20 protein-coding genes are annotated in these 23,315 nt (G+C 62.9%); 6 read left to right on the top strand and 14 right to left on the bottom strand.

Annotated features, from left to right (window positions below; genetic code table 11):
• Positions 1–58 precede the first annotated feature (58 nt).
• Complete coding sequence (gene mfd, locus IB229_RS01885; protein ID WP_192324412.1) at positions 59–3,505, top strand: transcription-repair coupling factor; 3,447 nt, start codon at positions 59–61, stop codon at positions 3,503–3,505.
• A 12-nt stretch (positions 3,506–3,517) separates the two neighbouring features.
• Entirely contained in the window at positions 3,518–4,042 is a 525-nt protein-coding gene (locus IB229_RS01890; protein WP_192324414.1) for a CsiV family protein, read from the top strand.
• A gap of 228 nt (positions 4,043–4,270) precedes the next feature.
• Here the strand turns inward: IB229_RS01890 and IB229_RS01895 are convergent, their stop codons facing one another.
• The 4 genes from IB229_RS01895 to IB229_RS01910 are packed head-to-tail and all read right to left on the bottom strand — an operon-like array spanning position 4,271 to position 7,318.
• The gene (locus IB229_RS01895; RefSeq protein WP_192324416.1) at positions 4,271–5,011 is read right to left on the bottom strand and encodes an S-methyl-5'-thioinosine phosphorylase; all 741 of its coding nucleotides are present in this window, start codon (positions 5,009–5,011) and stop codon (positions 4,271–4,273) included.
• A 19-nt stretch (positions 5,012–5,030) separates the two neighbouring features.
• The gene (nagZ, locus tag IB229_RS01900) at positions 5,031–6,029 is read right to left on the bottom strand and encodes a beta-N-acetylhexosaminidase (RefSeq protein ID WP_192329187.1); all 999 of its coding nucleotides are present in this window, start codon (positions 6,027–6,029) and stop codon (positions 5,031–5,033) included.
• A gap of 21 nt (positions 6,030–6,050) precedes the next feature.
• Positions 6,051–6,575, bottom strand: a complete 525-nt coding sequence (locus tag IB229_RS01905) for a L,D-transpeptidase (RefSeq protein WP_192324418.1) — start codon at positions 6,573–6,575, stop codon at positions 6,051–6,053.
• 44 nt (positions 6,576–6,619) lie between these two features.
• Entirely contained in the window at positions 6,620–7,318 is a 699-nt protein-coding gene (locus IB229_RS01910) for a TetR/AcrR family transcriptional regulator (RefSeq protein ID WP_192329189.1), read from the bottom strand.
• A 215-nt stretch (positions 7,319–7,533) separates the two neighbouring features.
• Here IB229_RS01910 and lexA point away from each other — a divergent pair, with 215 nt between their 5' ends.
• Positions 7,534–8,145: a transcriptional repressor LexA gene (gene lexA / locus IB229_RS01915; RefSeq protein WP_192329191.1), complete on the top strand. Its 612-nt coding sequence runs from the start codon at positions 7,534–7,536 to the stop codon at positions 8,143–8,145.
• Between the two features lie 33 nt (positions 8,146–8,178).
• Complete coding sequence (gene sulA, locus IB229_RS01920) at positions 8,179–8,652, top strand: SOS-induced cell division inhibitor SulA (RefSeq protein ID WP_192324420.1); 474 nt, start codon at positions 8,179–8,181, stop codon at positions 8,650–8,652.
• 78 nt (positions 8,653–8,730) lie between these two features.
• Here the strand turns inward: sulA and IB229_RS01925 are convergent, their stop codons facing one another.
• The 7 genes from IB229_RS01925 to IB229_RS01955 all read right to left on the bottom strand — a co-directional run bounded on the left by IB229_RS01925 (position 8,731) and on the right by IB229_RS01955 (position 16,821).
• Positions 8,731–8,964 carry a hypothetical protein gene (locus IB229_RS01925; RefSeq protein ID WP_192324422.1) on the bottom strand — a complete coding sequence of 78 codons (234 nt, stop codon included), beginning with the start codon at positions 8,962–8,964 and terminating at the stop codon, positions 8,731–8,733.
• A gap of 72 nt (positions 8,965–9,036) precedes the next feature.
• Entirely contained in the window at positions 9,037–9,555 is a 519-nt protein-coding gene (locus IB229_RS01930) for a DUF6586 family protein (RefSeq protein ID WP_192324424.1), read from the bottom strand.
• A 71-nt stretch (positions 9,556–9,626) separates the two neighbouring features.
• Positions 9,627–12,236 (bottom strand): type I DNA topoisomerase, encoded by a 2,610-nt coding sequence (topA, locus tag IB229_RS01935; RefSeq protein ID WP_192324426.1) that lies wholly within the window; start codon positions 12,234–12,236, stop codon positions 9,627–9,629.
• A 103-nt stretch (positions 12,237–12,339) separates the two neighbouring features.
• Complete coding sequence (locus tag IB229_RS01940; protein WP_192324428.1) at positions 12,340–12,576, bottom strand: DUF1653 domain-containing protein; 237 nt, start codon at positions 12,574–12,576, stop codon at positions 12,340–12,342.
• 77 nt (positions 12,577–12,653) lie between these two features.
• Positions 12,654–13,829: an acetyl-CoA C-acyltransferase FadA gene (gene fadA, locus IB229_RS01945; protein WP_192324430.1), complete on the bottom strand. Its 1,176-nt coding sequence runs from the start codon at positions 13,827–13,829 to the stop codon at positions 12,654–12,656.
• Positions 13,830–13,859: 30 nt separating this feature from the next.
• Positions 13,860–16,007 carry a fatty acid oxidation complex subunit alpha FadB gene (gene fadB, locus IB229_RS01950; protein ID WP_192324432.1) on the bottom strand — a complete coding sequence of 716 codons (2,148 nt, stop codon included), beginning with the start codon at positions 16,005–16,007 and terminating at the stop codon, positions 13,860–13,862.
• Between the two features lie 376 nt (positions 16,008–16,383).
• Entirely contained in the window at positions 16,384–16,821 is a 438-nt protein-coding gene (locus tag IB229_RS01955; RefSeq protein ID WP_192324434.1) for a hypothetical protein, read from the bottom strand.
• Positions 16,822–16,906: 85 nt separating this feature from the next.
• Between IB229_RS01955 and IB229_RS01960 the strand changes: the two genes are divergently transcribed.
• On the top strand, positions 16,907–17,347 hold the full coding sequence (locus IB229_RS01960) for a universal stress protein (RefSeq protein WP_192324436.1): 441 nt from the start codon (positions 16,907–16,909) through the stop codon (positions 17,345–17,347).
• Between the two features lie 42 nt (positions 17,348–17,389).
• Here the strand turns inward: IB229_RS01960 and IB229_RS01965 are convergent, their stop codons facing one another.
• Both IB229_RS01965 and IB229_RS01970 read right to left on the bottom strand, forming a co-directional pair.
• Positions 17,390–18,076, bottom strand: a complete 687-nt coding sequence (locus tag IB229_RS01965; protein ID WP_192324437.1) for a DUF6901 family protein — start codon at positions 18,074–18,076, stop codon at positions 17,390–17,392.
• Between the two features lie 25 nt (positions 18,077–18,101).
• Positions 18,102–20,021 carry an ATP-binding cassette domain-containing protein gene (locus IB229_RS01970; RefSeq protein ID WP_192324439.1) on the bottom strand — a complete coding sequence of 640 codons (1,920 nt, stop codon included), beginning with the start codon at positions 20,019–20,021 and terminating at the stop codon, positions 18,102–18,104.
• A 186-nt stretch (positions 20,022–20,207) separates the two neighbouring features.
• On the opposite strand from IB229_RS01970, the gene IB229_RS01975 reads away from it, so the two are divergent.
• Positions 20,208–22,136 carry a transglycosylase SLT domain-containing protein gene (locus IB229_RS01975; protein ID WP_192324441.1) on the top strand — a complete coding sequence of 643 codons (1,929 nt, stop codon included), beginning with the start codon at positions 20,208–20,210 and terminating at the stop codon, positions 22,134–22,136.
• Positions 22,137–22,256: 120 nt separating this feature from the next.
• Here IB229_RS01975 and IB229_RS01980 read toward each other — a convergent pair whose 3' ends face one another.
• The gene (locus IB229_RS01980; protein ID WP_192329193.1) at positions 22,257–23,063 is read right to left on the bottom strand and encodes an MOSC domain-containing protein; all 807 of its coding nucleotides are present in this window, start codon (positions 23,061–23,063) and stop codon (positions 22,257–22,259) included.
• Between the last annotated feature and the right edge of the window lie 252 nt (positions 23,064–23,315).

Genomic DNA, 23,315 nt, shown 5'->3' on the forward strand with positions numbered 1-23,315 from the left:
ATCCGTCAGTCGGGATAGTTACAATCCCCCCGGTCCACTTCCCCGACCGGAGCCACCTTTGCCCGCGTCCGTATTGCGCCTTCCCACATTACCCGCCTCCGCAGGCAAGCAACACTGGGGCAATCTGCCCGGTGCCGCGCTTAGCCTGGCGATCGCCGAAGCGGCCAGCGCCGCCAAACGCTTCACCCTGCTGCTGACGGCCGACAGCCAGAGCGCCGAGCGCCTGCAGGAAGAGCTGGCGTTCTTCGCCCCGGACCTGCCGGTGCTGCACTTCCCCGATTGGGAAACCCTGCCGTACGACCTGTTTTCGCCGCACCAGGACATCATTTCCCAGCGTATCGCCGCCCTTTACCGCCTGCCGCAGCTCAAGCACGGCGTGTTGGTGGTACCGATCAGCACCGCCCTGCATCGCATCGCGCCAACGCGCTTTCTGCTCGGTTCGGGCCTGGTGCTCGATGTCGGCCAGACCCTCGACGTCGAGGAAATGCGCGCCCGCCTGGAGGCCGCCGGCTACCGCTGCGTCGACACCGTTTATGAGCATGGCGAATTCGCCGTGCGCGGCGCGCTGATCGACCTGTTCCCGATGGGCAGCGACACGCCGTTTCGCATCGACCTGTTCGACGACGAGATCGAGACGCTGCGCACCTTCGACCCGGAAACCCAGCGCTCGGTGGACAAGGTCGAGTCGATCCGCCTGCTGCCGGCCCGCGAGTTTCCGCTGGACAAGAAATCCGTCACCGACTTCCGCGGCCGCTTCCGCGAGCGTTTCGACGTCGATTTCCGGCGCTGCCCGATCTACCAGGACCTCTCCACCGGCATCACCCCGGCCGGCATCGAGTACTACCTGCCGCTGTTCTTCGAGCAGACCGCCACCCTCTTCGACTACCTGCCGCAGGACACCCAGGTATTCTCCCTGCCCGGCATCGAGAAGGCCGCCGAGCAATTCTGGAGCGATGCGCGCAATCGCTACGAAGACCGCCGCGTCGACCCCGAGCGGCCATTGCTGCCGCCGGCCGACATCTTCCTGCCGGTCGACGACTGCTTCGGCCGCCTGAAGAACTGGCCGCGCGTGGTGGTCAGCCAGCAGGACATCGAGGTCGGCGTCGGCAGCGAGCGTTTCAACGCCAGCGCCCTGCCCGACCTGGCGATCCAGGCCAAGGCCAGCGAACCGCTCGCCACACTGCGCCGTTTCATCGAGGAATATTCAGGCCGGGTGCTGTTCTGCGCCGAGTCGGCCGGGCGCCGCGAGGTGCTGCTGGAGCTGCTCGCCCGCCTCAAGCTCAAGCCGCAGGAAGTTAGCGGCTGGCCGGAATTCACCGCGAGCAAGGCGCGCCTGGCGATCACCATCGCCCCGCTCGACGAAGGGCTGCTGCTCGACGACATCGCCCTGATCGCCGAAAGCCCGCTGTTCGGCCAGCGCGTGATGCAGCGCCGCCGCCGCGAGAAATCGCGCGATGGCGGCGACAACGTGATCAAGAACCTCACCGAGCTGCGCGAGGGCGCGCCGGTGGTGCACATCGACCACGGTGTCGGCCGCTACCTCGGCCTGATCACCCTGGAGATCGAAGGCCAGACCGCCGAGTTCCTCGCCCTGCAGTACGCCGAGGAGGCCAAGCTCTACGTGCCGGTCGCCAGCCTGCACCTGATCGCCCGCTACACCGGCAGCGACGACGCCCTCGCCCCATTGCACCGTCTGGGCTCGGAGACCTGGCAAAAGGCCAAGCGCAAGGCCGCCGAACAGGTGCGCGACGTGGCCGCCGAGCTGCTCGATATCTACGCCCGCCGCGCCGCCCGCGAAGGCTATGCCTTCAAGGACCCGCTGGCCGACTACGCCACCTTCAGCGCCGGTTTCCCGTTCGAGGAAACCCCGGATCAGCAGACCGCCATCGAAGCCGTGCAGGCCGACATGCTCGCGCCCAAACCGATGGACCGCCTGATCTGCGGCGATGTCGGCTTCGGCAAGACCGAGGTGGCCATGCGCGCCGCCTTCATCGCCGTGCACAGTGGCCGCCAGGTCGCCGTGCTGGTGCCGACCACCCTGCTCGCCCAGCAGCACTACAACAGCTTCCGCGACCGCTTCGCCGACTGGCCGGTGACGGTCGAGGTAATGAGCCGTTTCAAATCGGCCAAGGAAGTCAACGATGCCGTGGCCAAGCTGGCCGAGGGCAAGATCGACATCGTCATCGGCACCCACAAACTGCTGCAGGACGACGTGCGCTTCAAGGACCTGGGCCTGTGCATCATCGATGAGGAGCACCGCTTTGGCGTACGCCAGAAGGAGCAGCTCAAGGCCCTGCGCAGCGAGGTGGACATCCTTACCCTGACCGCCACGCCGATCCCGCGCACGTTGAACATGGCCGTGGCCGGCATGCGCGACCTGTCGATCATCGCCACGCCACCGGCGCGGCGCCTGTCGGTGCGCACCTTCGTCATGGAGCAGAACAACCCGACGATCAAGGAAGCGCTGCTGCGCGAATTGCTGCGCGGCGGCCAGGTGTACTACCTGCACAACGACGTGAAGACTATCGAGAAGTGCGCCGCCGACCTCGCCGAACTGGTGCCCGAGGCGCGCATCGGCATCGGCCACGGGCAGATGCGCGAACGCGACCTCGAACAGGTGATGAGCGACTTCTACCACAAGCGCTTCAACGTGCTGATCGCCTCGACCATCATCGAGACCGGTATCGACGTGCCGAGCGCCAACACCATCATCATCGAGCGCGCCGACAAGTTCGGCCTGGCCCAGTTGCACCAGTTGCGAGGCCGCGTCGGCCGTAGCCACCACCAGGCCTACGCCTACCTGCTGACGCCGCCACGCAAGCAACTGACCGATGACGCGCAGAAGCGCCTCGAGGCCATTTCCAACGCCCAGGACCTCGGTGCCGGCTTCGTCCTGGCCACTCACGACCTGGAAATCCGCGGCGCTGGCGAACTGCTCGGCGACGGTCAGAGCGGGCAGATCCAGGCAGTCGGCTTCACCCTCTACATGGAAATGCTCGAACGCGCAGTGAAGGCCATCCGCAAGGGCGAGCAGCCCAACCTCGACCAGCCGCTCGGCGGTGGCCCGGAGATCAACCTGCGCGTGCCGGCGCTGATCCCCGACGACTACCTGCCCGACGTGCATGCGCGCCTGATTCTCTACAAGCGCATCGCTAACGCCGCCGACGAAGATGGCCTGAAGGAACTGCAGGTGGAGATGATCGACCGCTTTGGCCTGCTCCCCGAGCCGACCAAGAACCTGGTGCGTATCACCCTGCTCAAACTGCAGGCCGAGAAGCTAGGTATCAAGAAGGTCGACGCCGGCCCGCAAGGCGGCCGCCTGGAATTCGCCCAGGACACCTGCGTCGACCCGCTGACGCTGATCAAGCTGATCCAGGCCCAGCCCAAGCGCTACAAGTTCGAAGGCGCCACCCAATTCAAATTCCAGGTGCCGATGGAGCGCCCGGAAGAACGATTCAATACACTCGAAGCCCTGTTCGAGCGTCTACTAACGCAATCCGCTTAAAGGACTGACCCAATGCGTGTGCTTCGCCACCTTCCCCTGCTGCTCTGCCTGCTGGCCCCGTCCGCCTTCGCCGATGCGCTGTACCAGATCGAAGTGATCGTGTTCCGCCAGGCCGGCGAGCCCATCGTCGCCAGCCAGCCGGCCCCGGACGACTGGGCCGTGGGCTCGCAACCGATCACGGGCAGCGAGCGCGGCACCGCGCTGGACGATGCCGCCGCCAAGCTCAACCCGGGCGCCGGCTACCAGGTGCTGCTGCACAAGGCCTGGTCGCAAACCCTGACCCCGGTGCCGAACAAGGCCGCGATCAACGTCGGCAACGAGCAGTTCGGCCACTACCCGGTGGAAGGCGTGATCGCCTTCAGCCAGCAGGAGCGCCTGGTCGATATCGACGCCGACATCTGGGTCAACCAGTTCGACGGCGACGCCCTGCTCACTGGCAGCGAGCGCATCAAGCAGCGCAGTCGCCTGAAGAACGGCGAGCTGACCTACCTGGACCACGGCAGCCTGGGCATGCTGATCAAGGTCAACCCGCTGTAATCGCTGGTGAAATGAAAAAGCCCCGCACTGCGGGGCTTTTTTCTGGGCTTTTCGATCTCAGAACCTGTTCACGATCTTCTGGATTAGAGTCAGACAAGGGCTAGGCTCCCCCGCAAAAACGGCGAGGAAGCGGAGTTTACGGGTTGTAAATGAGCATTCCGACTGGGCTCGCATTCGAGGCCGTTTTTAACGCGGTATGACCGAAAGCCAGGAGATCGTGAAAGGTTCTCAGGCGCTGAGCACGCCGGCCAGAACCGCCTTCACCCGGCCGATGCCGTCGAGCAGCGCCTGCTCGATCTCGGCCATGGTGATGATGCCGCTGGACTTGCCCGCCGCCGGATTGACCACCAGCGCCAGGCAGACATAGGGCAGCTCCAGCTCGCGCGCCAGGGCCGCCTCGGGCATGCCGGTCATGCCGACGATGTCGCAGCCATCGCGCTCCATCCGCGCAATCTCGGCCACCGTTTCCAGACGCGGGCCCTGGGTCGCGCCGTACACGCCGTGGCTGCTGTGCGCATAATCGAGCGCCTGCAGGACGGCGTTCAGCTTGCCGCGCAGCGCTTCGTCGTAGGGGTAGCTGAAGTCGATGTGCGTCACCTGCTCGAGGTCGTCACCAGCGAAATAGGTATGCTCGCGGCCCCAGGTGTAGTCGATGATCTGGTGCGCTACACAAAGATGGCCGCTGCCCATCGCCGCATGGATACCACCGACCGCGTTGACCGCGATGATTGCCTCCGCCCCAGCCTGTTTGAGCGCCCAGAGATTGGCGCGGTAGTTGACCTGGTGCGGCGCGATGCGATGCGGGTGGCCGTGGCGGGCGAGGAACAGCACATCGCGGCCGGCATAGCTGCCGCGCAGGATTGGTGCCGAAGTCGGGCCATACGGCGTATCCAGCTGCAGCGCTTCGTGCAGGGTCAGCCCTTCCAGCTGGGTGAGGCCAGTACCGCCGATGATGGCGTGAACAGTCATGCGTGATTCCTTGAGCGATTCAGTCGATCAGCTGCGCAGCGCGCAAGGCGCTGATCGCGGCCAGCCAGCGGGGTTGCTGGCGGTACTCGGTGGTGGCGAAGCCCTGGCCACGCATACGCGCCAGCCCCTTGGGCGGCTGCACCTTGAGGCGTTGCAGGGCGCTCAGCGCCAGCTCGGCCGAGGCGCGATCGTTGCACACCAGGCCCATGTCGCAGCCCGCCGTCAGCGCTGCCTCTATGCGGCTGGCAGCGTCACCCACCACGTGGGCGCCGGCCATGGACAGGTCGTCGCTGAAGATCACACCCTGGAAGCCCAGTTCGCCGCGCAGGATGTCCTGCAGCCAGCGACGCGAAAAACCGGCTGGACGCTCGTCCACCTGCGGATAGATCACATGCGCCGGCATGATGGCCGCCAGCCGCGCCCCCAGGCGCTGGAATGGCAGCAGGTCGTTGGCGCGGATGTCGTCCAGGCTGCGCTCGTCGACCGGGATCGCCACGTGCGAATCCGCCTCGGCCCAGCCATGCCCGGGGAAGTGCTTGCCGGTCGCGGCCATACCGGCCGCAGCCATGCCACGGATGAAAGCGCCAGCCAGTGTACAGGCCAGTTCGCCGTCACCGGTAAAACTGCGGCTACCGACCACCGCGCTGCGCTGATAGTCGAGGTCCAGCACCGGGGCGAAACTCAGGTCCAGACCGACCGCCAGCACCTCGGTGGCCATCAGCCAGCCACACTGCTCGGCCAGGTACTCGGCGTTGTCATTGTCGGCCAGGGCGCGCATCGCCGGCAGGCGCACGAAGCCCTGGCGCAAGCGCTGCACGCGCCCGCCTTCCTGGTCCACAGCCAGTAGCAGATCGGGGCGCACGGCACGAATCGCAGCAGAAAGATCGCGCACCTGGCGGGGGTCTTCGATATTGCGAGCAAACAGGATCAACCCGCCCACTTCCGGCTGGCGCAGGATTTGGCGGTCTTCGGCTGTCAGCCAGGTGCCCTGCACATCCAGCATCAGCGAGCCAAACAAGGGAGTCGTCACAGGAGTTCCTTAAGCGAGGTCGGCCACCGCCCACTCGGGGCAAGGCGCTTCATCGATGAGCACTGCGCAGTGCAGCGGTACGCGGGGAAACAGGTGCAGCAGGTCGGCGTTGCGCAGGCGCACGCAGCCATGGGAAAGCGGCACGCCCATCGGCTCGCTCTCGGGCGTGCCGTGCAGGTAGATGTAGCGGCGAAAGGTATCGACCTGGCCCAGGCGGTTGCGCCCGGGTTCGCAGCCACTGAGCCAGAGAATGCGGCTGAGGATCCAGTCACGCCCGGGGAATTGCTCGGCGAGCGCGGTAGACCAGACTTCGCCGGTCCAGCGCCGCCCGCGCAGCACCGCACCGAGCGGCAGACCCTCGCCGATCTTCACCCGGACCTGGTGCCGGCCGCGCGGTGTGCAGTTCGAACCACTCTGCTCACCTGGGCCATTCAGCGCCGTGGAAACCGGCAGACGCAATGACAGCTGCCCGCCGGCGAAGCCGTACAGGCACTGGTCAGCGATGGAGATATGCAGGAAATCGAGCGGGCGCATGGGCGGCTAGCTTAGCCGATCAGCCCGCTCGGGCACAGGGCGGCTCAGGCTTTTGCAGCAGCCTTGGTGCGGGGACGCAGTTGCGCGGAGGCCAGCGCTTCGTCGCTGACACCGGTTTCCGAGCGCATGCCTGCGGCCAGAAACGGCACCATCAAGCGCATAACCTGCTCGATTGAGGTATCCACGCCGAAATCGGTTTCCGCGATGGCACGCAAGGCCTTGATCCCGGACATGCTGAAAGATGCAGCGCCGAGCATGAAGTGCACACGCCAGAACAACTCCAGCGGCGGAATGCGCGGGGCGGCCTCGTGCAGCAATACCAGATAGCGGCGAAATACCTTGCCGTACATGTCTTCCAGATAGCGCCGCAGGTGGCCCTGGCTCTGACTGAAAGCCAGGCCCAGCAAACGCATGAAGATGGACAGGTCGTTGCCGCTGCGCGGCTTAACCGCCAGCGCCTGCTCGACCAGCATTTCCAGAAGCTCTTCCAGGCTCGCCTTGCTCTCGGGCTTGGCCTGGCGACGATCCAGCTCACGCTCGAGACTGACGCAGAATGGACCGAGGAAGCGTGAGAACACCGCCTGGATCAGGGCCTTCTTCGACCCGAAGTGATAATTGACCGCCGCCAGGTTGACCCCGGCCTTGCTGGTAATCAGGCGTAACGACGTTTCGGCAAAGCCTTTTTCCGCGAACAACTGCTCTGCAGCATCAAGAATGCGCTCAACAGTTTCTGACTGCGCCATGAGATTTCCACCAGACAAACACTTGTTTGAAACATACGTTTCAGCCTGCTGCCCTGTCAAGTCTGGCAGGCCCGTTCATGGCTGACTGGTCACATTTAACCACCAAAGCCGCGGTACCGCTTTCTTTGCCGCTTAAGGCCACAGAAAAGAATGGTTGCCAGTGGACATTCACTGTATATAATCACAGCAACTGTATAAAAAGACAGATGACGACCATGCTCAAACTAACGCCCCGCCAAGCTGAGATCCTCGCCTTCATCAAGTCCTGCCTGGAAGACAACGGTTATCCGCCGACCCGAGCAGAAATCGCCCAGAAGCTGGGATTCAAATCCCCCAACGCAGCTGAAGAACATCTCAAGGCACTGGCCCGTAAAGGCGCAATCGAGATGACCCCAGGAGCCTCCCGCGGCATTCGCATTCCCGGCTATGAACCGGAAGCGAGCGAAGAGGAAGGCCTGCCGATCATCGGCCGCGTTGCAGCTGGCGCACCGATCCTCGCTCAGCAGCATGTCGAGGAATCCTGCCAGATCAACCCGGGCTTTTTCCAACCCCGCGCCGACTACTTGTTGCGCGTGCGCGGCATGAGCATGAAGGACATCGGCATCTTCGACGGCGATCTGCTGGCAGTCCACACCACGCGCGAGGCCCGTAACGGCCAGATCGTGGTGGCGCGCATCGACGATGAGGTCACGGTCAAACGCTTCCAGCGCACCGGTAACAAGGTCCAGCTGATCGCCGAGAACCCGGACTTCGCCCCAATCGAAATCGATCTTGAAGAACAGGATTTGATCATCGAAGGCCTGAGCGTCGGCGTCATTCGCCGCTAACGTGACCCGCCATCAAGTAGTAAGGAGAGTTTCATGCAGTTCCCGCAGTCGCTGAACCGTTCGCAACTTCCGCTGTTTGAAGCTTTCCTGGGGCAGAACATGGTGCCGCTGCTGGTCGACACGCTTGAGTTGCCGGCCTGGATAGAGGAGCCCGAGTGCTTCAGCGAAATGAGCCTCAGCGGCTCCGCCGGGCACTGCCGCCTGCTACTGGGCCCGGTGCTGCGCGAACTCAGCCAGAATCAGGATGCGCGCTGGCTAACGCTGATCGCGCCGCCCGCCAGCCTGACCACAGCCTGGTTGCGTAGCGTCGGCCTCAACCTCGACCGCCTGCTGGTTCTGCAACCACGCACTGAGCAAAGCGCCATGGAGCTGGCTGGTGAGGCATTGCGTCTGGGCCGCAGCCACACCGTGGTCAGCTGGCTCGACCTGCAACCCGGACAGCGCAAAAGCCTGAGCAGCGCTGCCCGCCTGGGCAGTGCACAAAGTCTGAATATCCGTCTGGATTGAAAGAAGGCCGACTGCGGAGAGAGACTGACTGAAAGTTGCTAGGCAGCCAATGAATCAGCCTGAGAATGCGTACGACGATCAGTGCAGTACGCGCGGCTGATCATCCTGATCCGTTTCGCCTTCGGCCAGGCGCCCCGCCATCTGCACACCAACATTGAGCATGGCCTTGGCCACTTCGACATGATGGCCCTGCAGGAACGCCTTGGCGTCTGCCGAGAAATCCAGGGTCACCAGGGTTTCCTCATCCTCCGCACGACGCAGCGCAATGCGCCCATCGGGAAGCTCGACAATTTCCAGGAAGGATGTAGGCATGCGGGGTCTCCAATCAGGCGGCTAGTGTAACAGTCAGATCAGGGCAGCCGCTGCCCATCCATCCTTCCAGGCTCAGCACTCGCTGAGCGACTCACGGAAACGCAGGGCCAACTGCTTGAGTTGCTGGCGCCACGCTTCCATCGTTTCCCGCGACAACGCGGGCTCTTCATCAGCCAGGCTAACGGCCTGAATCAGCGGCAGCGTCGGATCGACCTTCGCCGTCTTCGGTGCAGCGGGCGGTACAAACAGGGCGGCGTATGCCGCAAGCAGTTGAGCCAGCCAGGTTTCCGACTGCTGCGCCATCTCCACCAGCTCAGCAATCTCCGGGCTTGGCGAAGCCTGTAACGCCACCTGATTGAGTAACAGCTCGACCCGCGGCGCACTAGCCTCGGCGGTGCGGTAATAGCCGGCAACCTCGTGGCAGATGCCGAGCAGCGCGCCATACAGGTGAAAGAGCGCGGTTTCACGCTCAGCCTGTGCCTGACCGGGCGAGCTCATCGCCTGGCCCTCTTCAACCTTGCGCAGGTTGTCCAGCGCCAGACCGGCGAAGTAGATCTTTTGATTGGTACGGGTATACAGCTCGTGCGCCATGGCAACACCCTCGCTACGACTCTGGGCAGTCCTGGCATGCACGGTCTCTGCGACCATGCATGCCGACTCGGTCAGCCCTTGGTTTCTACCTTCCACTTGCCACCGGAGAAGAATGCACGCCAGCCGGTGGGCTTACCGTCCACCTCACTCTGCACATACTGCTCCTTGGTCTTGCGGCTGTAGCGGATAACCGCCGGACGGCCTTCCGGGTCTTTCTTCGGCGCATCCAGCAGGAAGTGGTACTTGGGATCGATCTCATCCTTGTGCGGAATCAGCTCGAGCACCAGCGGCGCACGGGTTTCGCGGTTCTTCGGGAACTGGCTGGCCGCGAGGAACAGGCCAGAGGCGCCGTCACGCAGGACGTAGGTATCGTCGACCTTCTCGCACTTGAGCTCGGGCATCTTCACCGCATCCATCTTCGGCGGTGCAGCTTCGCCGCTGCGCAGCAACTTGCGGGTGTTCTTGCAGGTCGGGTTGGTGCAGCCGAAGAACTTGCCGAAGCGGCCGGTCTTGAGCTGCATCTCGCTGCCGCACTTGTCGCACTCAAGGCTCGGGCCTTCGTAGCCCTTGATGCGGTACTGGCCCTGCTCGATCTCGTAGCCCGAGCAGTCCGGGTTGTTGCCACAGATGTGCAACTTGCGGGTCTCATCCAGCAGATAGGCATCCATCGCCGTGGCACAGATCGGGCAACGGTGCTTGTTGAGCAGTACGCGCGACTCGGATTCACCTTCGTCATCCGCCGCGATCTCGTCACCGGGAATCAGGTTGATGGTCGCCTTGCAGCGCTCCTTCGGTGGCAGCGCATAGCCCGAGCAGCCGAGGAACACGCCAGTGGACGCGGTACGGATCATCATCGGCCGGCCACACTCACGGCAGGCGATGTCGGTCAGCGTCGGCTGGTTGGCGCGCATGCCGCTGTCGGCGACCTCGGCCACCTCGAGCTTCTTCTTGAAGTCGCCATAGAACTCGTCGAGCAGGTGCTTCCAGTCACGCTCGCCCTGCGCCACGTCATCTAGATGCTCTTCCATGCCGGCGGTAAAGCCGTAGTCCATCAGGTTGGAAAAGCTTTCGTTGAGGCGCTCGGTGACAATGTCACCCATCTTTTCGGCGTAGAAGCGGCGGTTCTGCACCGTTACGTAACCACGTTCTTGAATGGTCGAGATGATCGCCGCATAGGTGGACGGACGGCCGATACCGCGTTTCTCCAGCTCCTTGACCAGGCTGGCTTCGGAAAAGCGCGCAGGCGGCTTGGTGAAATGCTGGCTCGGATCGAGCTTGATCAGCTTCAGCGCCTCGCCTTCGCTCATATCCGGGAGGACATCGTCCTCACCCGGTTTGCTCTGCTGCGGCTGCGCACGGGTGTAGCCGTCGAACTTGAGGATACGGCCCTTGGCACGCAGCTCGAACGAGCCGGCAGCGACGGTGACGCTGGTCGACAGGTACTCGGCTGGCGGCATCTGGCAGGCGACGAACTGGCGCCAGATCAACTCGTACAGACGCTCGGCATCACGCTCCATGCCGGAGATCTGGGTCGGACGCAGGTTGACGTCGGACGGACGAATCGCCTCGTGCGCCTCTTGGGCGCCCTCCTTGCTCGAGTAAACGTTGGCCTTGGCCGGCAGGTACTTCTTGCCGTATTCGCTCTCGATGAAGCCACGCACCATTTCCACGGCATCGGCCGAGAGGTTGGTCGAGTCGGTACGCATATAGGTGATGTAGCCGGCCTCGTAGAGACGCTGGGCCATCATCATGGTCTTCTTCACGCCAAAGCCGAGGCGGTTGCTCGCGGCCTGCTGCAGGGTCGAGGTGATGTACGGCGCCGACGGCTTGCTGCTGGTCGGGCGGTCTTCACGCTTAGCGATGCTGTAGGCAGACGCCTTCAGCTTCTCCAGCGCGGCCATGGTCTGGGCTTCGTTGACCGGCTTGAAGGCCTCGCCGTTCTCGCGAACCACTTCGAAACGCACGTTGGCGTTCTTCGCCGTGCCGAGATCCGCGTGCAGCTCCCAGTACTCTTCGGGCACGAACGCACGGATTTCCTTCTCGCGCTCGACCACCAGCTTCACCGCGACTGACTGCACGCGTCCGGCGGAAAGGCCACGGGCGATCTTCTGCCACAGCAGTGGCGAGACCATGTAGCCAACCACGCGATCAAGGAAACGCCGCGCCTGCTGCGCGTTGACCCGATTGATATCGAGGTCGCCAGGCTTGGAGAAGGCTTCCTGAATCGCCTTCTTGGTAATTTCGTTGAACACCACGCGCTTGTAGCGGCTGTCATCACCACCAATGGCCTCGCGCAGGTGCCAGGCAATGGCCTCCCCCTCGCGATCCAAGTCGGTTGCGAGATAGATGGTGTCGGCATCCTTGGCCAGGCGGCGCAGCTCCTCGATCACCTTCTCCTTCCCGGGAAGGATCTCGTACTTGGCCTTCCAGCCGTGCTCAGGGTCGACCCCCATGCGGGCGACCAGCTGGCGTTTGGCCTTTTCCTTGGGCGACAGTGCAGGTGCTTCGGCCGCCGCGGCCTTGCCGCGCTTGACCGGTTCCTTGTTCGCACTGGCGGAACCGCTGGTAGGCAGGTCACGGATATGGCCGATGCTCGACTTCACCACGTACTGGTTGCCCAGGTACTTGTTGATGGTCTTGGCCTTGGCCGGGGATTCCACGATGACCAGCGATTTGCCCATGGATTGGAAAATTCCTGAATTCGAGAGAGTAAAAGCGGGAGGAGCCGATAAAGGCACCGCTATATATAGTGGCCTTCAAGGTGAGGTCAAGCGCGGGGCGTGCTCAATCCTTGCCGAACCGGGCCGGCTCGGCCTCGATCAAAGCAAAGCGCGGCAAGCTTTCGCCGTCCACTTCGACCGTACCGCAGAACATCTCCAGCGGTCGCACCCACATGCCGAACTCGCCGTACAGGGCCTGATAGACCACCACCTGCTCTTCCGTTTCGGAATGCCGGGCGACCGCGAAGACACGGTAATGCGGACCCTTGTAGTGACGATAGAGACCAGGCTGTACCTGCATGGTTCGACTCCCGATAAATCTGCTGCATAAAAACAAAAACCGGGGCACGAGGCCCCGGTTCTTCCATCTCGGATCGCTTAGATGCGTTCGAAGACGGTGGTGATGCCTTGGCCGAGGCCGATGCACATGGTGGACACACCGAGGGTGCCGCCATTCTGCTTCATCACGTTCAACAGGGTGCCGGAGATACGCGCACCGGAGCAGCCGAACGGGTGGCCCAGGGCAATGGCGCCGCCGTGCAGGTTAACCTTCTGCTCCATTTTGTCGAGGAGTTTCAGGTCTTTCAGCACTGGCAGAGCTTGTGCGGCGAAGGCTTCGTTGAGCTCGACGAAGTCGATGTCGTCCATGGTCAGACCGGCACGTTTCAGTGCTTTCTGAGTGGATGGCACCGGGCCGTAGCCCATGATCGCCGGATCGACACCGTGCACAGCCATGGCACGAACCACGGCCAGCGGCTGGATGCCGAGGTCTTGGGCGCGCTGGGCGGACATGACGATCATGCAGGAAGCGCCGTCGGTGATCTGCGAGGAAGTACCTGCAGTCACGGTGCCGCCTTTCGGGTTGAATGCCGGCTTCAGGGCAGCCAGGCTTTCCAGGGTGGTTTCCGGACGAATGGTTTCGTCGTAGTCGAACACCTTCAGGAAGCCGTTCTCGTCGTAGCCTTGCATCGGGATGATTTCATCCTTGAACTTGCCTTCGACGGTGGCCTTGTGCGCCAGACGGTGAGAGCGCTCACCGAAGGCATCCTGCTGCTCGCGGCTGATGCCATGCATCTTGCCGAGCATTTCAGCGGTCAGCCCCATCATGCCCGACGCCTTGGCGGCGTACAGGGACAGGTGCGGGTTCGGATCCACGCCGTGCATCATGCTGACGTGGCCCATGTGCTCCACGCCGCCAACCACGAACACGTCGCCGTTGCCGGTCTGGATCGCCTGTACGGCAGTGTGCAGGGCACTCATGGAAGAACCACACAGGCGGCTGACGGTTTGCGCAGCGCTGGTGTGCGGGATCTGGGTCATCAGCGACGCCATGCGCGCGATGTTCCAGCCTTGCTCCAGGGTCTGGTTTACGCAGCCCCAGATCACGTCTTCTACTTCAGCCGGGTCCAGCTTGCTGTTGCGCGCCAGGACACCACTGATCAGGTGTGCCGACATGGTCTCGGCACGGGTGTTGCGGTGCATGCCACCTTTGGAACGACCCATCGGGGTACGGCCGAAGTCGACAATGACTGCGTCTCTCGGATTCAGGCTCATATCTCTACTCTCGCTCTGATCGTTGCGCGATTAACCGAAAAACTTCTGGCCGTTTTTGGCCATTTCGCGAAGTTTGGCGGTCGGGTGGTACAGCGCGCCCAGTTCGGCGTACTTGTCCGCCAGGGCAACGAATTCGGCCACACCGATGGAGTCGATGTAACGCAGCGCACCACCGCGGAAGGGCGGGAAGCCGATGCCGTAGATCAGGCCCATGTCGGCCTCAGCTGCAGTCTCGACGATGCCGTCTTCCAGGCAACGAACGGTTTCCAGGCACAGCGGGATCATCATGAAGTTGATGATGTCCTCGTCCGTCACTTCCCGCTGCTCGGTAACGATCGACTTCAGCAGGTCGTAAGCAACCGGATCGGAGACTTTCTTCGGCTTGCCGCGCTTGTCTACTTCGTACGAGTAGAAGCCCTTGCCGTTCTTCTGACCGAGGCGATTGGCGTCGTACATCACGTCGACGGCAGTCTTGCCTTCAACGGCCATACGATCCGGGAAGCCTTCGGCCATGACGTCGCGACCGTGGTGACCAGTGTCGATACCGACCACGTCGGACAGGTACGCCGGGCCCATCGGCCAGCCGAACTTCTCCATTACCTTGTCGATACGCACGAAGTCGACACCGAAGCCCAGCAGCTTGGAGAAGCCACCGAAATACGGGAACAGCACGCGGTTGACCAGGAAGCCCGGGCAGTCGTTGACCACAATCGGGCTCTTGCCCATCTTCTTGGCGTAGGCAACGGTGGTGGCCACGGCCACTTCGCTGGACTTCTCGCCACGGATGACCTCAACCAGCGGCATCATGTGTACCGGGTTGAAGAAGTGCATGCCGACGAAGTTTTCCGGACGCTTGAGGGCCTTGGCCAGCAAGTTGATGGAGATGGTCGAGGTGTTGGAGGCCAGGATGGCATCTTCACGCACCACGCCTTCGACTTCGGCCAGAACGATCTGCTTGACCTTCGGGTTCTCGACGACGGCTTCGACGACGATGTCGACGTTGCCGAAATCACCGTAGGACATGGTCGGGCGAATTGCGTTGAGGGCTTCAGCCATCTTCGCCGGGGTCATGCGACCTTTCTCGACGCGCTTGCCGAGCAGCTTGGCTGCTTCGTTCAGGCCCATCTGGATACCGTCTTCACGGATATCCTTCATCAGGATCGGTGTGCCCTTGGAAGCCGACTGGTAGGCGATACCGCCGCCCATGATGCCAGCGCCGAGTACGGCGGCCAGTTTCACGTCGCGCGCGATTTCGTCGTACTGCTTGGCTTTCTTTTTCAGCTCCTGGTCATTCAGGAACAGGCCGATCAGGCTTTCGGCAACCGAGGTCTTGGCCAGTTTGACGAAGCCGGCGGCCTCGACTTCCAGCGCTTTCTCACGGCCGAAGTTGGCGGCTTTCTGGATGCTCTTGATCGCTTCGACCGGAGCCGGGTAGTTCGGGCCGGCCTGGCCAGCAACGAAACCTTTGGCGGTTTCGAAGGCCATCATCTGCTCGATGGCGTTGAGTTTGATCTTTTCCAGCTTGGGCTGACGCTTGGCCTTGAAGTCCAGCTCGCCGGAGATGGCGCGCTTGATCAGGTCCAGGGCAGCTTCCTGCAGTTTGGCCGGAGCGACGACAGCGTCGACCGCGCCTACTTTCAGGGCGTCGGAAGCCTTGGCTTCCTTGCTCGAGGCAATCCACTCGATGGCGTTGTCGGTACCGATCACGCGCGGCAGGCGCACGGTACCGCCGAAACCCGGGTAGATGCCCAGTTTGACTTCAGGCAGGCCGACTTTGGCGGTTTCGCTCATGACGCGATAATCGCCAGCCAGGCACATTTCGAAACCGCCACCCAGGGCGATGCCGTTGATGGCCACGACGGTCGGAACGCTGAGGTCTTCGAAGTCGCTGAAGATCTTGTTGGCTTCGAGGTTGCCGGCTACCAGCTCTTCATCGGGCAACTTGAAGTTGTCGACGAATTCGGTGATGTCGGCGCCGACGATGAATACGTCTTTGCCGCTGCTGACGATTACGCCCTTGATCGAACCGTCGGCCTTGATGGCGTCCACGGACTGACGCAGTTCGCTCAGTGTCAGACGGTTGAATTTGTTGACGGACTCACCCTTGAGGTCGAAATTCAATTCGACGATGCCGCCCTCAAGAGCCTTAACCGTGATGGCTTTACCTTCGTAAATCATCAACTGATCTCCACGGTATGGAAGCTGAACAGTACACATCGGAGCCAACCAGAAGGCTCGCCCACGGCGCAGGCCGTCGAGCATAGCTTCAATCGGCCTGGCACACCCGCCGACGCGATATTCGGACTGTATTGGAGCAGCCTTCTCAGGCAAACACTCAATTCATACGCCCGTTTGATTTGGGTGCGCACACATTCTGCGAAAAGATCGCCGTTGTCAATTGCCTGCCCGGCGCATGCGCTATCAGAACGCCAGCCCACGGCTGGCAAGCTGTTCAGCACGTCGCCGCAGGCTGCGCGGCGCGTGACCTCCAGCAAAGAAAAGGGGATTTACGCGAATTATTCATTTAATGAATGGACAATTTCAGACTGGTTGGTCACGCCAGTTCTGTGAGCACATTGGCAATTTTCTGCAGATCGTCCTGGTCGCCACCTTCACCCCAGTACAGGGCAATCATCTGCCGCCCGGCCTCGACCTTATAGACATCGCCGGGCAGCTCGCTCAGATGAGGCAGTACGTCCGCATCGGCGCAGGGCTCGCGCCACTGGTTGAGCCACTCTCCCGGAGAGACCTGCCAATAGGCCCATATCTCACTGCGCCCGGCACGACGCGCGCGGTGATACTGGGCACAATGAGCCGGCGGATTGAACGGCAGCCAGTGCGGCCACTCCTGCTGCGCCAGCTGCATCGCCAGGCCCATGCGCCGTGCGGCGAGGCGCAGTTCGATCTGCCTGCGCTGGCGCGGCGAAGAGCGCAGCCAGGCCAGCGGGCTCAGCGCCACGCCGATGAGCAATATCACGATCCACCAGGTCATATCTGTCACTCTGCGGCAAAAGCCTGTGTTATGAAGCAGGGAAAGCCATACTGGCGAGAAGAGCAATCACAAGGAGGAACACCCCATGCCCTACCAGCACATTCTGATTGCGGTCGACCTGACCGATGAATGCCACCCGGTCGTGCAGCGGGCCCTGGCAGTAGCTGCGAGCAGCGGTGCCCGAGCGTCCCTGGTGCACATCATCGAGCCGATGGCCATGGCCTTTGGCGGTGATGTGCCGATGGACCTTTCACTGCTGCAACAACAGCAATTCGACCAGGCCCGTGAGCGCCTGGAAAGCTTCACCGCGCAGTACCCACAACTGAGCAGCGATCAGCGTCACCTGGTCTACGGCCAGCCGCGCCAGGAAATCCACCGCCTGGTGAGCGAACAGGGTTGCGACCTGATCGTGGTCGGCAGCCACGGTCGCCACGGCCTAGCCCTGCTCCTGGGCTCGACCGCCAACGACGTGTTGCATGGCGCGCCCTGCGACGTGCTCGCCGTCCGCCTGAAGAAACACGCGTGAAAAATGGGGCGGATAGCCGCCCCACTCTTTATATACAGCCGCTCACTCGATCGCTTCGCCAGCGCTCATCACCAGCGGACGGACCTTCTGTAGCTGGGTTTCCAGCGATACGGTAAGGCTCGACGACATGGAGAAGAAGGTCAGAAAGGCCTTCAGGTTCGAGTCGCCCTCGCAGGTGTCGTGGATGCGCTGCCAGAACGCCTGATTGACCAGCTGCAGTTGCTGGAACTGCTTGACCAGCCCTTTCAGCTCCCAATCCGGACGGCGCCCCTCCCGGTTGTTGAAGTACTGGCGCATCAGGTACAGGGAAATGGTGCGCAGGATGAACTCCTGGCTACTGGCGAACGGCAGGTGGTTCTGCGCCATCGGCCGCAGACGACCGAGCACCGGGCAACTGCTGGTGGCCATGATCACGCCCAGTAGCGAGCGCAGCCCCTCCTCCAGCCCGACCAGCTTGTTGTACTCGCGCTCGGGTGTGCGCACCCAGACCTGGGCTTTCTTCACGGCTGGCAGACCGTGGAAATCCTCGATCACCCGGTGCAGGTCCACCGCCGCCGGGCAGTGGCTGTAGTCGTCCTTGCTCAACGGGCAGTTGCTGCATTTATTGTTATCCAGGCGCGCCCATTTGGGCGCCTCCTGAGCACTCTGGGCATCGTATTGACGATCCAGCTCGATCCGGTAGCTGAACTGATGGTTGTCATCCAGAGTGATGCGGTACTCAATCGCCATGCGTATCTCCGACAGGCTTTTTTCCTCAGGCTTCCAGTTCGGCCCAACGCTCCACCAGTTGGTCCAGTTCTTCTTGCAGGCTTTGCAGTCGAGCCAGCGCAGCAGCGGTGATGTCCGCCGATTGCTGGTAAAACGCCGGATCGGCGATCTGCTCCTGCACGGTTGCCAGCTGGGCCTCGAGGGCGTCGATCTGCCCCGGAATGGCTTCCAGCTCGCGCTGCAGCTTGTAGCTGAGTTTCTTCTTCGCGGCCGGGGCCGCCTCTGTCACGGGTTCAACAGGCGCTGCTGCGGGGACCACTGCCGTCGCCAGCTCGGCCTTGCCGGATTTGCTTTCGCCAACGCCGAGCAGGCGCGGCGAGCCACCCTGGCGCAGCCAGTCCTGATAGCCACCGACGTACTCGCGCACGCGCCCCTCACCCTCGAACACCAGGGTGCTGGTGACCACGTTATCGAGGAAGGCCCGGTCGTGACTGACCATCAGCACGGTGCCGGAGAAATTCGCCAGCACCTCTTCGAGCAACTCCAGGGTTTCCACATCGAGGTCGTTGGTCGGTTCGTCGAGCACCAGAAGGTTGGCCGGCTTGCTGAACAGCTTGGCCAGCAGGAGACGCGCACGCTCGCCACCGGACAGCGCCTTGACCGGCGTGCGAGCACGCTGCGGGCTGAACAGGAAGTCGCCCAGGTAGCTCAGCACGTGGCGGTTCTGGCCATCGATCTCGATGAAGTCGCGACCTTCGGAAATGTTGTCGATCACGGTCTTTTCCAGCTCGAGCTGGTGACGCAGCTGATCGAAATAGGCCACCTCGATCTTGGTGCCCGATTCCACCTTGCCAGCCGTTGGCTGCAGACCATCGAGCATCAGTTTGAGCAGGGTGGTCTTGCCCGTACCGTTGGCGCCGAGCAGGCCGATACGATCACCGCGCTGCAAGACCATGGAGAAATCCTTGATCAGCAGCGGCCCGCCCGGATGCGCGAAGCTGACGTTCTCGAGCACCATGACCTGCTTGCCGGACTTGTCCGCCACGTCCAGCTGAATCGACGCCTTGCCGGTACGCTCGCGGCGCTCACTGCGCTCGACACGCAGGGCCTTGAGGGCACGTACGCGACCTTCGTTGCGGGTGCGGCGCGCCTTGATGCCCTGGCGAATCCACACTTCTTCCTGGGCCAGCTTCTTGTCGAACAGCGCATTGGCGGTTTCTTCTGCGGCCAACGCGGCTTCCTTGTGCACCAGGAAGCTGGCGTAGTCGCCATTCCAGTCGATCAGGCCGCCACGATCCAGCTCAAGAATCCGCGTGGCCAGGCTTTGCAGGAATGAGCGGTCGTGGGTGATGAACAGCACCGCGCCCTGGAAATCCTTGATCGCCTCTTCCAGCCAGGAAATGGCACCGATATCTAGGTGGTTGGTCGGCTCGTCGAGCAGCAGCAGATCCGGCTCGCTGACCAGCGCCTGAGCCAGCAGCACGCGACGGCGCCAGCCGCCGGACAATTCGGCCAGGGTCTTGTCTGCAGGCAACTGCAGGCGGCTCAGGGTGCTTTCGACCAGTTGCTGCAAGCGCCAGCCATCACGGGCTTCGAGGGCCTGCTGGACATGCATGAGCTTGTCGAGGTCATCTTCGGTGACGCAGTTCTGCGCCAGGTGGTGGTATTGCGCGAGCAGTTCACCGACGCCATCGAGGCCCTGGGCAACCACATCGAATACGGTCCGCCCGTCGGCAACCGGTAATTCCTGGGGCAGCTCGCCAATCTTCAGCCCTGGCGCGCGCCAGATGCTGCCGTCATCGGGCTTCTGATCATCCTTGACCAGCTTGAGCATGCTCGACTTGCCCGTGCCGTTGCGGCCGATGATGCAGACCCGCTCACCGCGGGCAATCTGCCAGGACACCTTATCCAGCAGCGGCATGGCGCCGTACGCCAGGGAGACATCGGTGAACTTGAGCAGAGTCATAGTAAACGGCTACTTACAAAAAATCGGGGAGGCATTCTAACCGACTTGCCGGCCGATCATGCTGGCATTTATGCATCATGTTTCACGCCCGGCAGCGCGCTTTCGCCTGCGCCCGGCAAAAGGCTAAGCTAGGCGCACTCGGTGTCGGCCCGCCCGCACCTGTCACGTTTTCTGCCCGGAAGTGTCATGCGCCGTTCTCTGCTCAGCCTGTTTTCCTGCCTGTTCCTCTGTACTGCCGTCCTCCCCAGCGCCCAGGCCGCCAGCCTGGCCCAGCAGCGCCAGATGTACGACGAAGCCAAGCGTGCCCTGGCCAAGGGTGACAAAGGGCCGTACCAGCGCTACGCCAGCGCCCTGCGTGACTATCCGCTGGAACCGTACCTGGCCTACGACGAACTGACCGCGCGCCTGAAGTGGGCGAGCAACGACGAGATCGAGAAATTCCTCGCCGAGCATGGCGACCTGCCGCAGGCCAGCTGGATGAAACTGCGCTGGCTACGCTGGCTGGCCGAGCGCGGTGACTGGCAGCCCTTCCTCAACCATTACGACCCCAAGCTCAACTTCACCGAACTGGACTGCCTGTACGGCCAGTACCAGCTCAAGCACGGCATGAAGGCCGAAGGCTATGCGCTGACGGAGAAGCTCTGGCTGGTCGGCAAATCCCAGCCCGAGGCCTGCGACACCCTGTTCAGCCTGTGGCGCGCCGAGGGGCAGTTGACCGAGGAGCGCCGCTGGAAACGTGCCAAGCTGGCCGCCGAGGCGCGCAACTACGGCCTGGCCAGCTACCTGGTGAAGGGCCTGCCGAGCCTCGATGCACAGGGCAAACTACTGCTGGAAGTCGCGCAGAAGCCCGAGCTGCTGAGCCAGACCGCGCGCTTTACCCCGGCCGACCAGGCCATGGCCGATGTGGTCGGCCTCGGCCTGCGCCGCCTGGCTCGCCAGAACCCGGAAAAGGCCCTGAGCCTGCTCGACGGCTACGCCAAGCGCATGGAGTTCTCTGCCGACGAGAAAGTCGCCATCGCCCGCGAAATTGGCCTGACCTTGGCCAAGCGCTTTGACATTCGCGCCCTGCAGATCATGGCCCAGTACGACCCGCAACTGCGCGACAACACCGTGTCCGAGTGGCGCACCCGCCTGCTCCTGCGTCATGGCCGCTGGGACGAAGCGTACAAGCTGACCAGCCGCATGCCCGCCGAACTGGCCGGCACCAACCGCTGGCGCTACTGGCAGGCGCGCAGCCTGCAGCTGGCGCAACCGCAGAACCCGCAGGTGCAGGCGCTCTATCAACCGCTGGCCAAGGAGCGTGACTTCTACGGCTTCCTCGCCGCCGACCGCATCGAGGCGCCCTACAGCCTCAACCACAAGCCGCTGGCAATGAACCCGCAGCTGATCCAGAAGGTGCGCAACACCGCGGGCATTCGCCGCGCCATGGAGTTCCACGACCGTGGCCAGATCGTCGACGGGCGCCGCGAGTGGTATCACGTCAGCCGCCTGTTCAGCCGCGACGAAATGGTCGCCCAGGCCAAGCTCGCCTATGACATGCAGTGGTACTTCCCGGCGATTCGCACCATCAGCCAGGCGCAGTACTGGGACGACCTCGACATCCGCTTCCCCATGGCCCACCGCAGCACGCTGACCCAACAAGCCAAGCTGCGCGGCCTGCACTCGAGCTGGGTGTTCGCCATCACCCGCCAGGAAAGCGCCTTCATGAGCGACGCGCGCTCCGGCGTCGGCGCCAGCGGGTTGATGCAACTGATGCCGGCCACTGCCAAGGAGACCGCGCGCAAGTTCGGCATTCCACTCAGTTCGCCGCAGCAGGTGCTCAACCCGGACACTAACATCCAGCTCGGCGCCGCTTACCTGAGCCAGGTCCACGGCCAGTTCAACGGTAACCGCGTGCTCGCCTCGGCGGCTTACAACGCCGGCCCGGGGCGCGTGCGTCAGTGGCTGAAAGGCGCCGACCACCTGGCCTTCGACGTGTGGGTGGAGAACATCCCGTTCGACGAAACCCGCCAGTACGTGCAGAACGTGCTGTCCTACTCGGTGATCTACGGGCAAAAGCTCAATGCCCCGCAGCCGCTGGTGGACTGGCACGAACGGTTCTTCGACGACCAGTGAGGCGGTGTTCATGAGCGGCTGCGTGCGGCACCTGTCGCGCTGCAGCACCGCCGACTCATGAGCCGTTTCTACCGCACATAAAAAGGGCGCCAGAGGCGCCCTATTTGTTTGACGCATGCCCTACTCCAGCACTTCCACCGGCATGCCGACGCGCAGCTCGCCGCTGCCGCGCGGCAGCAGGTTCTGCCCGAAGTACACATCACCCTCGCGCTCGCGGTAGGTCTTCAGGGTCGTCAGCGGCTCGCGGTCGGCCGTCCGTTCTCCGGTGAACGGGTCGATGGTGGTCAGCACACAGCGACTGCAGCCCTTGGCCACATCGAATTCGATGCCACCGATGCGAATGCGCTTCCAACCATCTTCGGCATAGGCCGCACTGCCCTGCACCACCAGATTGGGACGAAAACGCAGCATTTCCAGCGGCCGTCCGACCCGCGCACTCAGGTCATCCAGCGAGCCCTGGCTGATCAGCAGCAGTGGGAAACCATCGGCGAATGCCACCTTGTCGCCGGGCTGCGCATACCCCGTATCGACCTGGCGCGCCCGACTTTCCGGCACATGCACCAGGCGGCAGGCCCGACCGAGCAACGCACTGGTCCAGGCCGCGGCAGCATCGCCGGCATCCGGCACGCGGAAGCTGTCGCTCCAGACGGTGATCCCGCGCAGGTCCTGATCCTCACCCGGCAGCGGCACATGCAGCGCCGCCTGCCCTGGTGCAGTCAGGGTCAGGCTGTCATCGGCGTGCACCTGCACGGCGATGCGGCCCATCTGCGGCAGCAGGCGCTGGGTCAGAAAGCGCCCGCTTCCCGCGTCCACCAGCATCCAGCGTCGATCGCCCACCAAGCCCAGAGCATCAACCCCTGCACGTTGGAGGCTTTCATAACGAGCGGACTTGAGTGGATAGCGGTATAGCGCAGACAGTTGCATGATGGCCTCTTGTAGATAGAAAGTATGAGTCGATCATTAGCACCAAAGATCGACGTTAGAGCATCGCGAAATTGCTAGATTGAGCGACATAAAAGATCAATAAAAACACTTCCGGTGTACCCCATGCATGACTCTCAGTTCACCACTGCTCCCGCACAGACACCCCGCCTGCCATTTTCCACACCTCTTCTTCTATTGTTGTCCTGCCAGGTGATCCTGCTCGCGGCGGTTCTGATCCAGGCCGACAACAGCCTG

Origin of the sequence: Pseudomonas sp. PDM14, from assembly GCF_014851905.1 — a bacterium.
GTDB lineage: Bacteria > Pseudomonadota > Gammaproteobacteria > Pseudomonadales > Pseudomonadaceae > Aquipseudomonas.

Excerpts from the sequence above, each read along its gene's own strand:
- sulA (WP_192324420.1), top strand. The coding sequence starts at position 8,179 with ATGCAGTTCCCGCAGTCGCTGAACCGTTCGCAACTTCCGCTGTTTGAA.
- IB229_RS01895 (WP_192324416.1), bottom strand. The coding sequence starts at position 5,011 with ATGACTGTTCACGCCATCATCGGCGGTACTGGCCTCACCCAGCTGGAA.
- IB229_RS01940 (WP_192324428.1), bottom strand. The coding sequence starts at position 12,576 with ATGCAGGTACAGCCTGGTCTCTATCGTCACTACAAGGGTCCGCATTAC.
- IB229_RS01905 (WP_192324418.1), bottom strand. The coding sequence starts at position 6,575 with ATGCGCCCGCTCGATTTCCTGCATATCTCCATCGCTGACCAGTGCCTG.
- IB229_RS01910 (WP_192329189.1), bottom strand. The coding sequence starts at position 7,318 with ATGGCGCAGTCAGAAACTGTTGAGCGCATTCTTGATGCTGCAGAGCAG.
- IB229_RS01960 (WP_192324436.1), top strand. The coding sequence starts at position 16,907 with ATGCCCTACCAGCACATTCTGATTGCGGTCGACCTGACCGATGAATGC.
- fadA (WP_192324430.1), bottom strand. The coding sequence starts at position 13,829 with ATGAGCCTGAATCCGAGAGACGCAGTCATTGTCGACTTCGGCCGTACC.
- fadB (WP_192324432.1), bottom strand. The coding sequence starts at position 16,007 with ATGATTTACGAAGGTAAAGCCATCACGGTTAAGGCTCTTGAGGGCGGC.
- IB229_RS01970 (WP_192324439.1), bottom strand. The coding sequence starts at position 20,021 with ATGACTCTGCTCAAGTTCACCGATGTCTCCCTGGCGTACGGCGCCATG.
- IB229_RS01965 (WP_192324437.1), bottom strand. The coding sequence starts at position 18,076 with ATGGCGATTGAGTACCGCATCACTCTGGATGACAACCATCAGTTCAGC.
- IB229_RS01890 (WP_192324414.1), top strand. The coding sequence starts at position 3,518 with ATGCGTGTGCTTCGCCACCTTCCCCTGCTGCTCTGCCTGCTGGCCCCG.
- IB229_RS01925 (WP_192324422.1), bottom strand. The coding sequence starts at position 8,964 with ATGCCTACATCCTTCCTGGAAATTGTCGAGCTTCCCGATGGGCGCATT.
- lexA (WP_192329191.1), top strand. The coding sequence starts at position 7,534 with ATGCTCAAACTAACGCCCCGCCAAGCTGAGATCCTCGCCTTCATCAAG.
- IB229_RS01930 (WP_192324424.1), bottom strand. The coding sequence starts at position 9,555 with ATGGCGCACGAGCTGTATACCCGTACCAATCAAAAGATCTACTTCGCC.
- IB229_RS01955 (WP_192324434.1), bottom strand. The coding sequence starts at position 16,821 with ATGACCTGGTGGATCGTGATATTGCTCATCGGCGTGGCGCTGAGCCCG.
- topA (WP_192324426.1), bottom strand. The coding sequence starts at position 12,236 with ATGGGCAAATCGCTGGTCATCGTGGAATCCCCGGCCAAGGCCAAGACC.
- IB229_RS01975 (WP_192324441.1), top strand. The coding sequence starts at position 20,208 with ATGCGCCGTTCTCTGCTCAGCCTGTTTTCCTGCCTGTTCCTCTGTACT.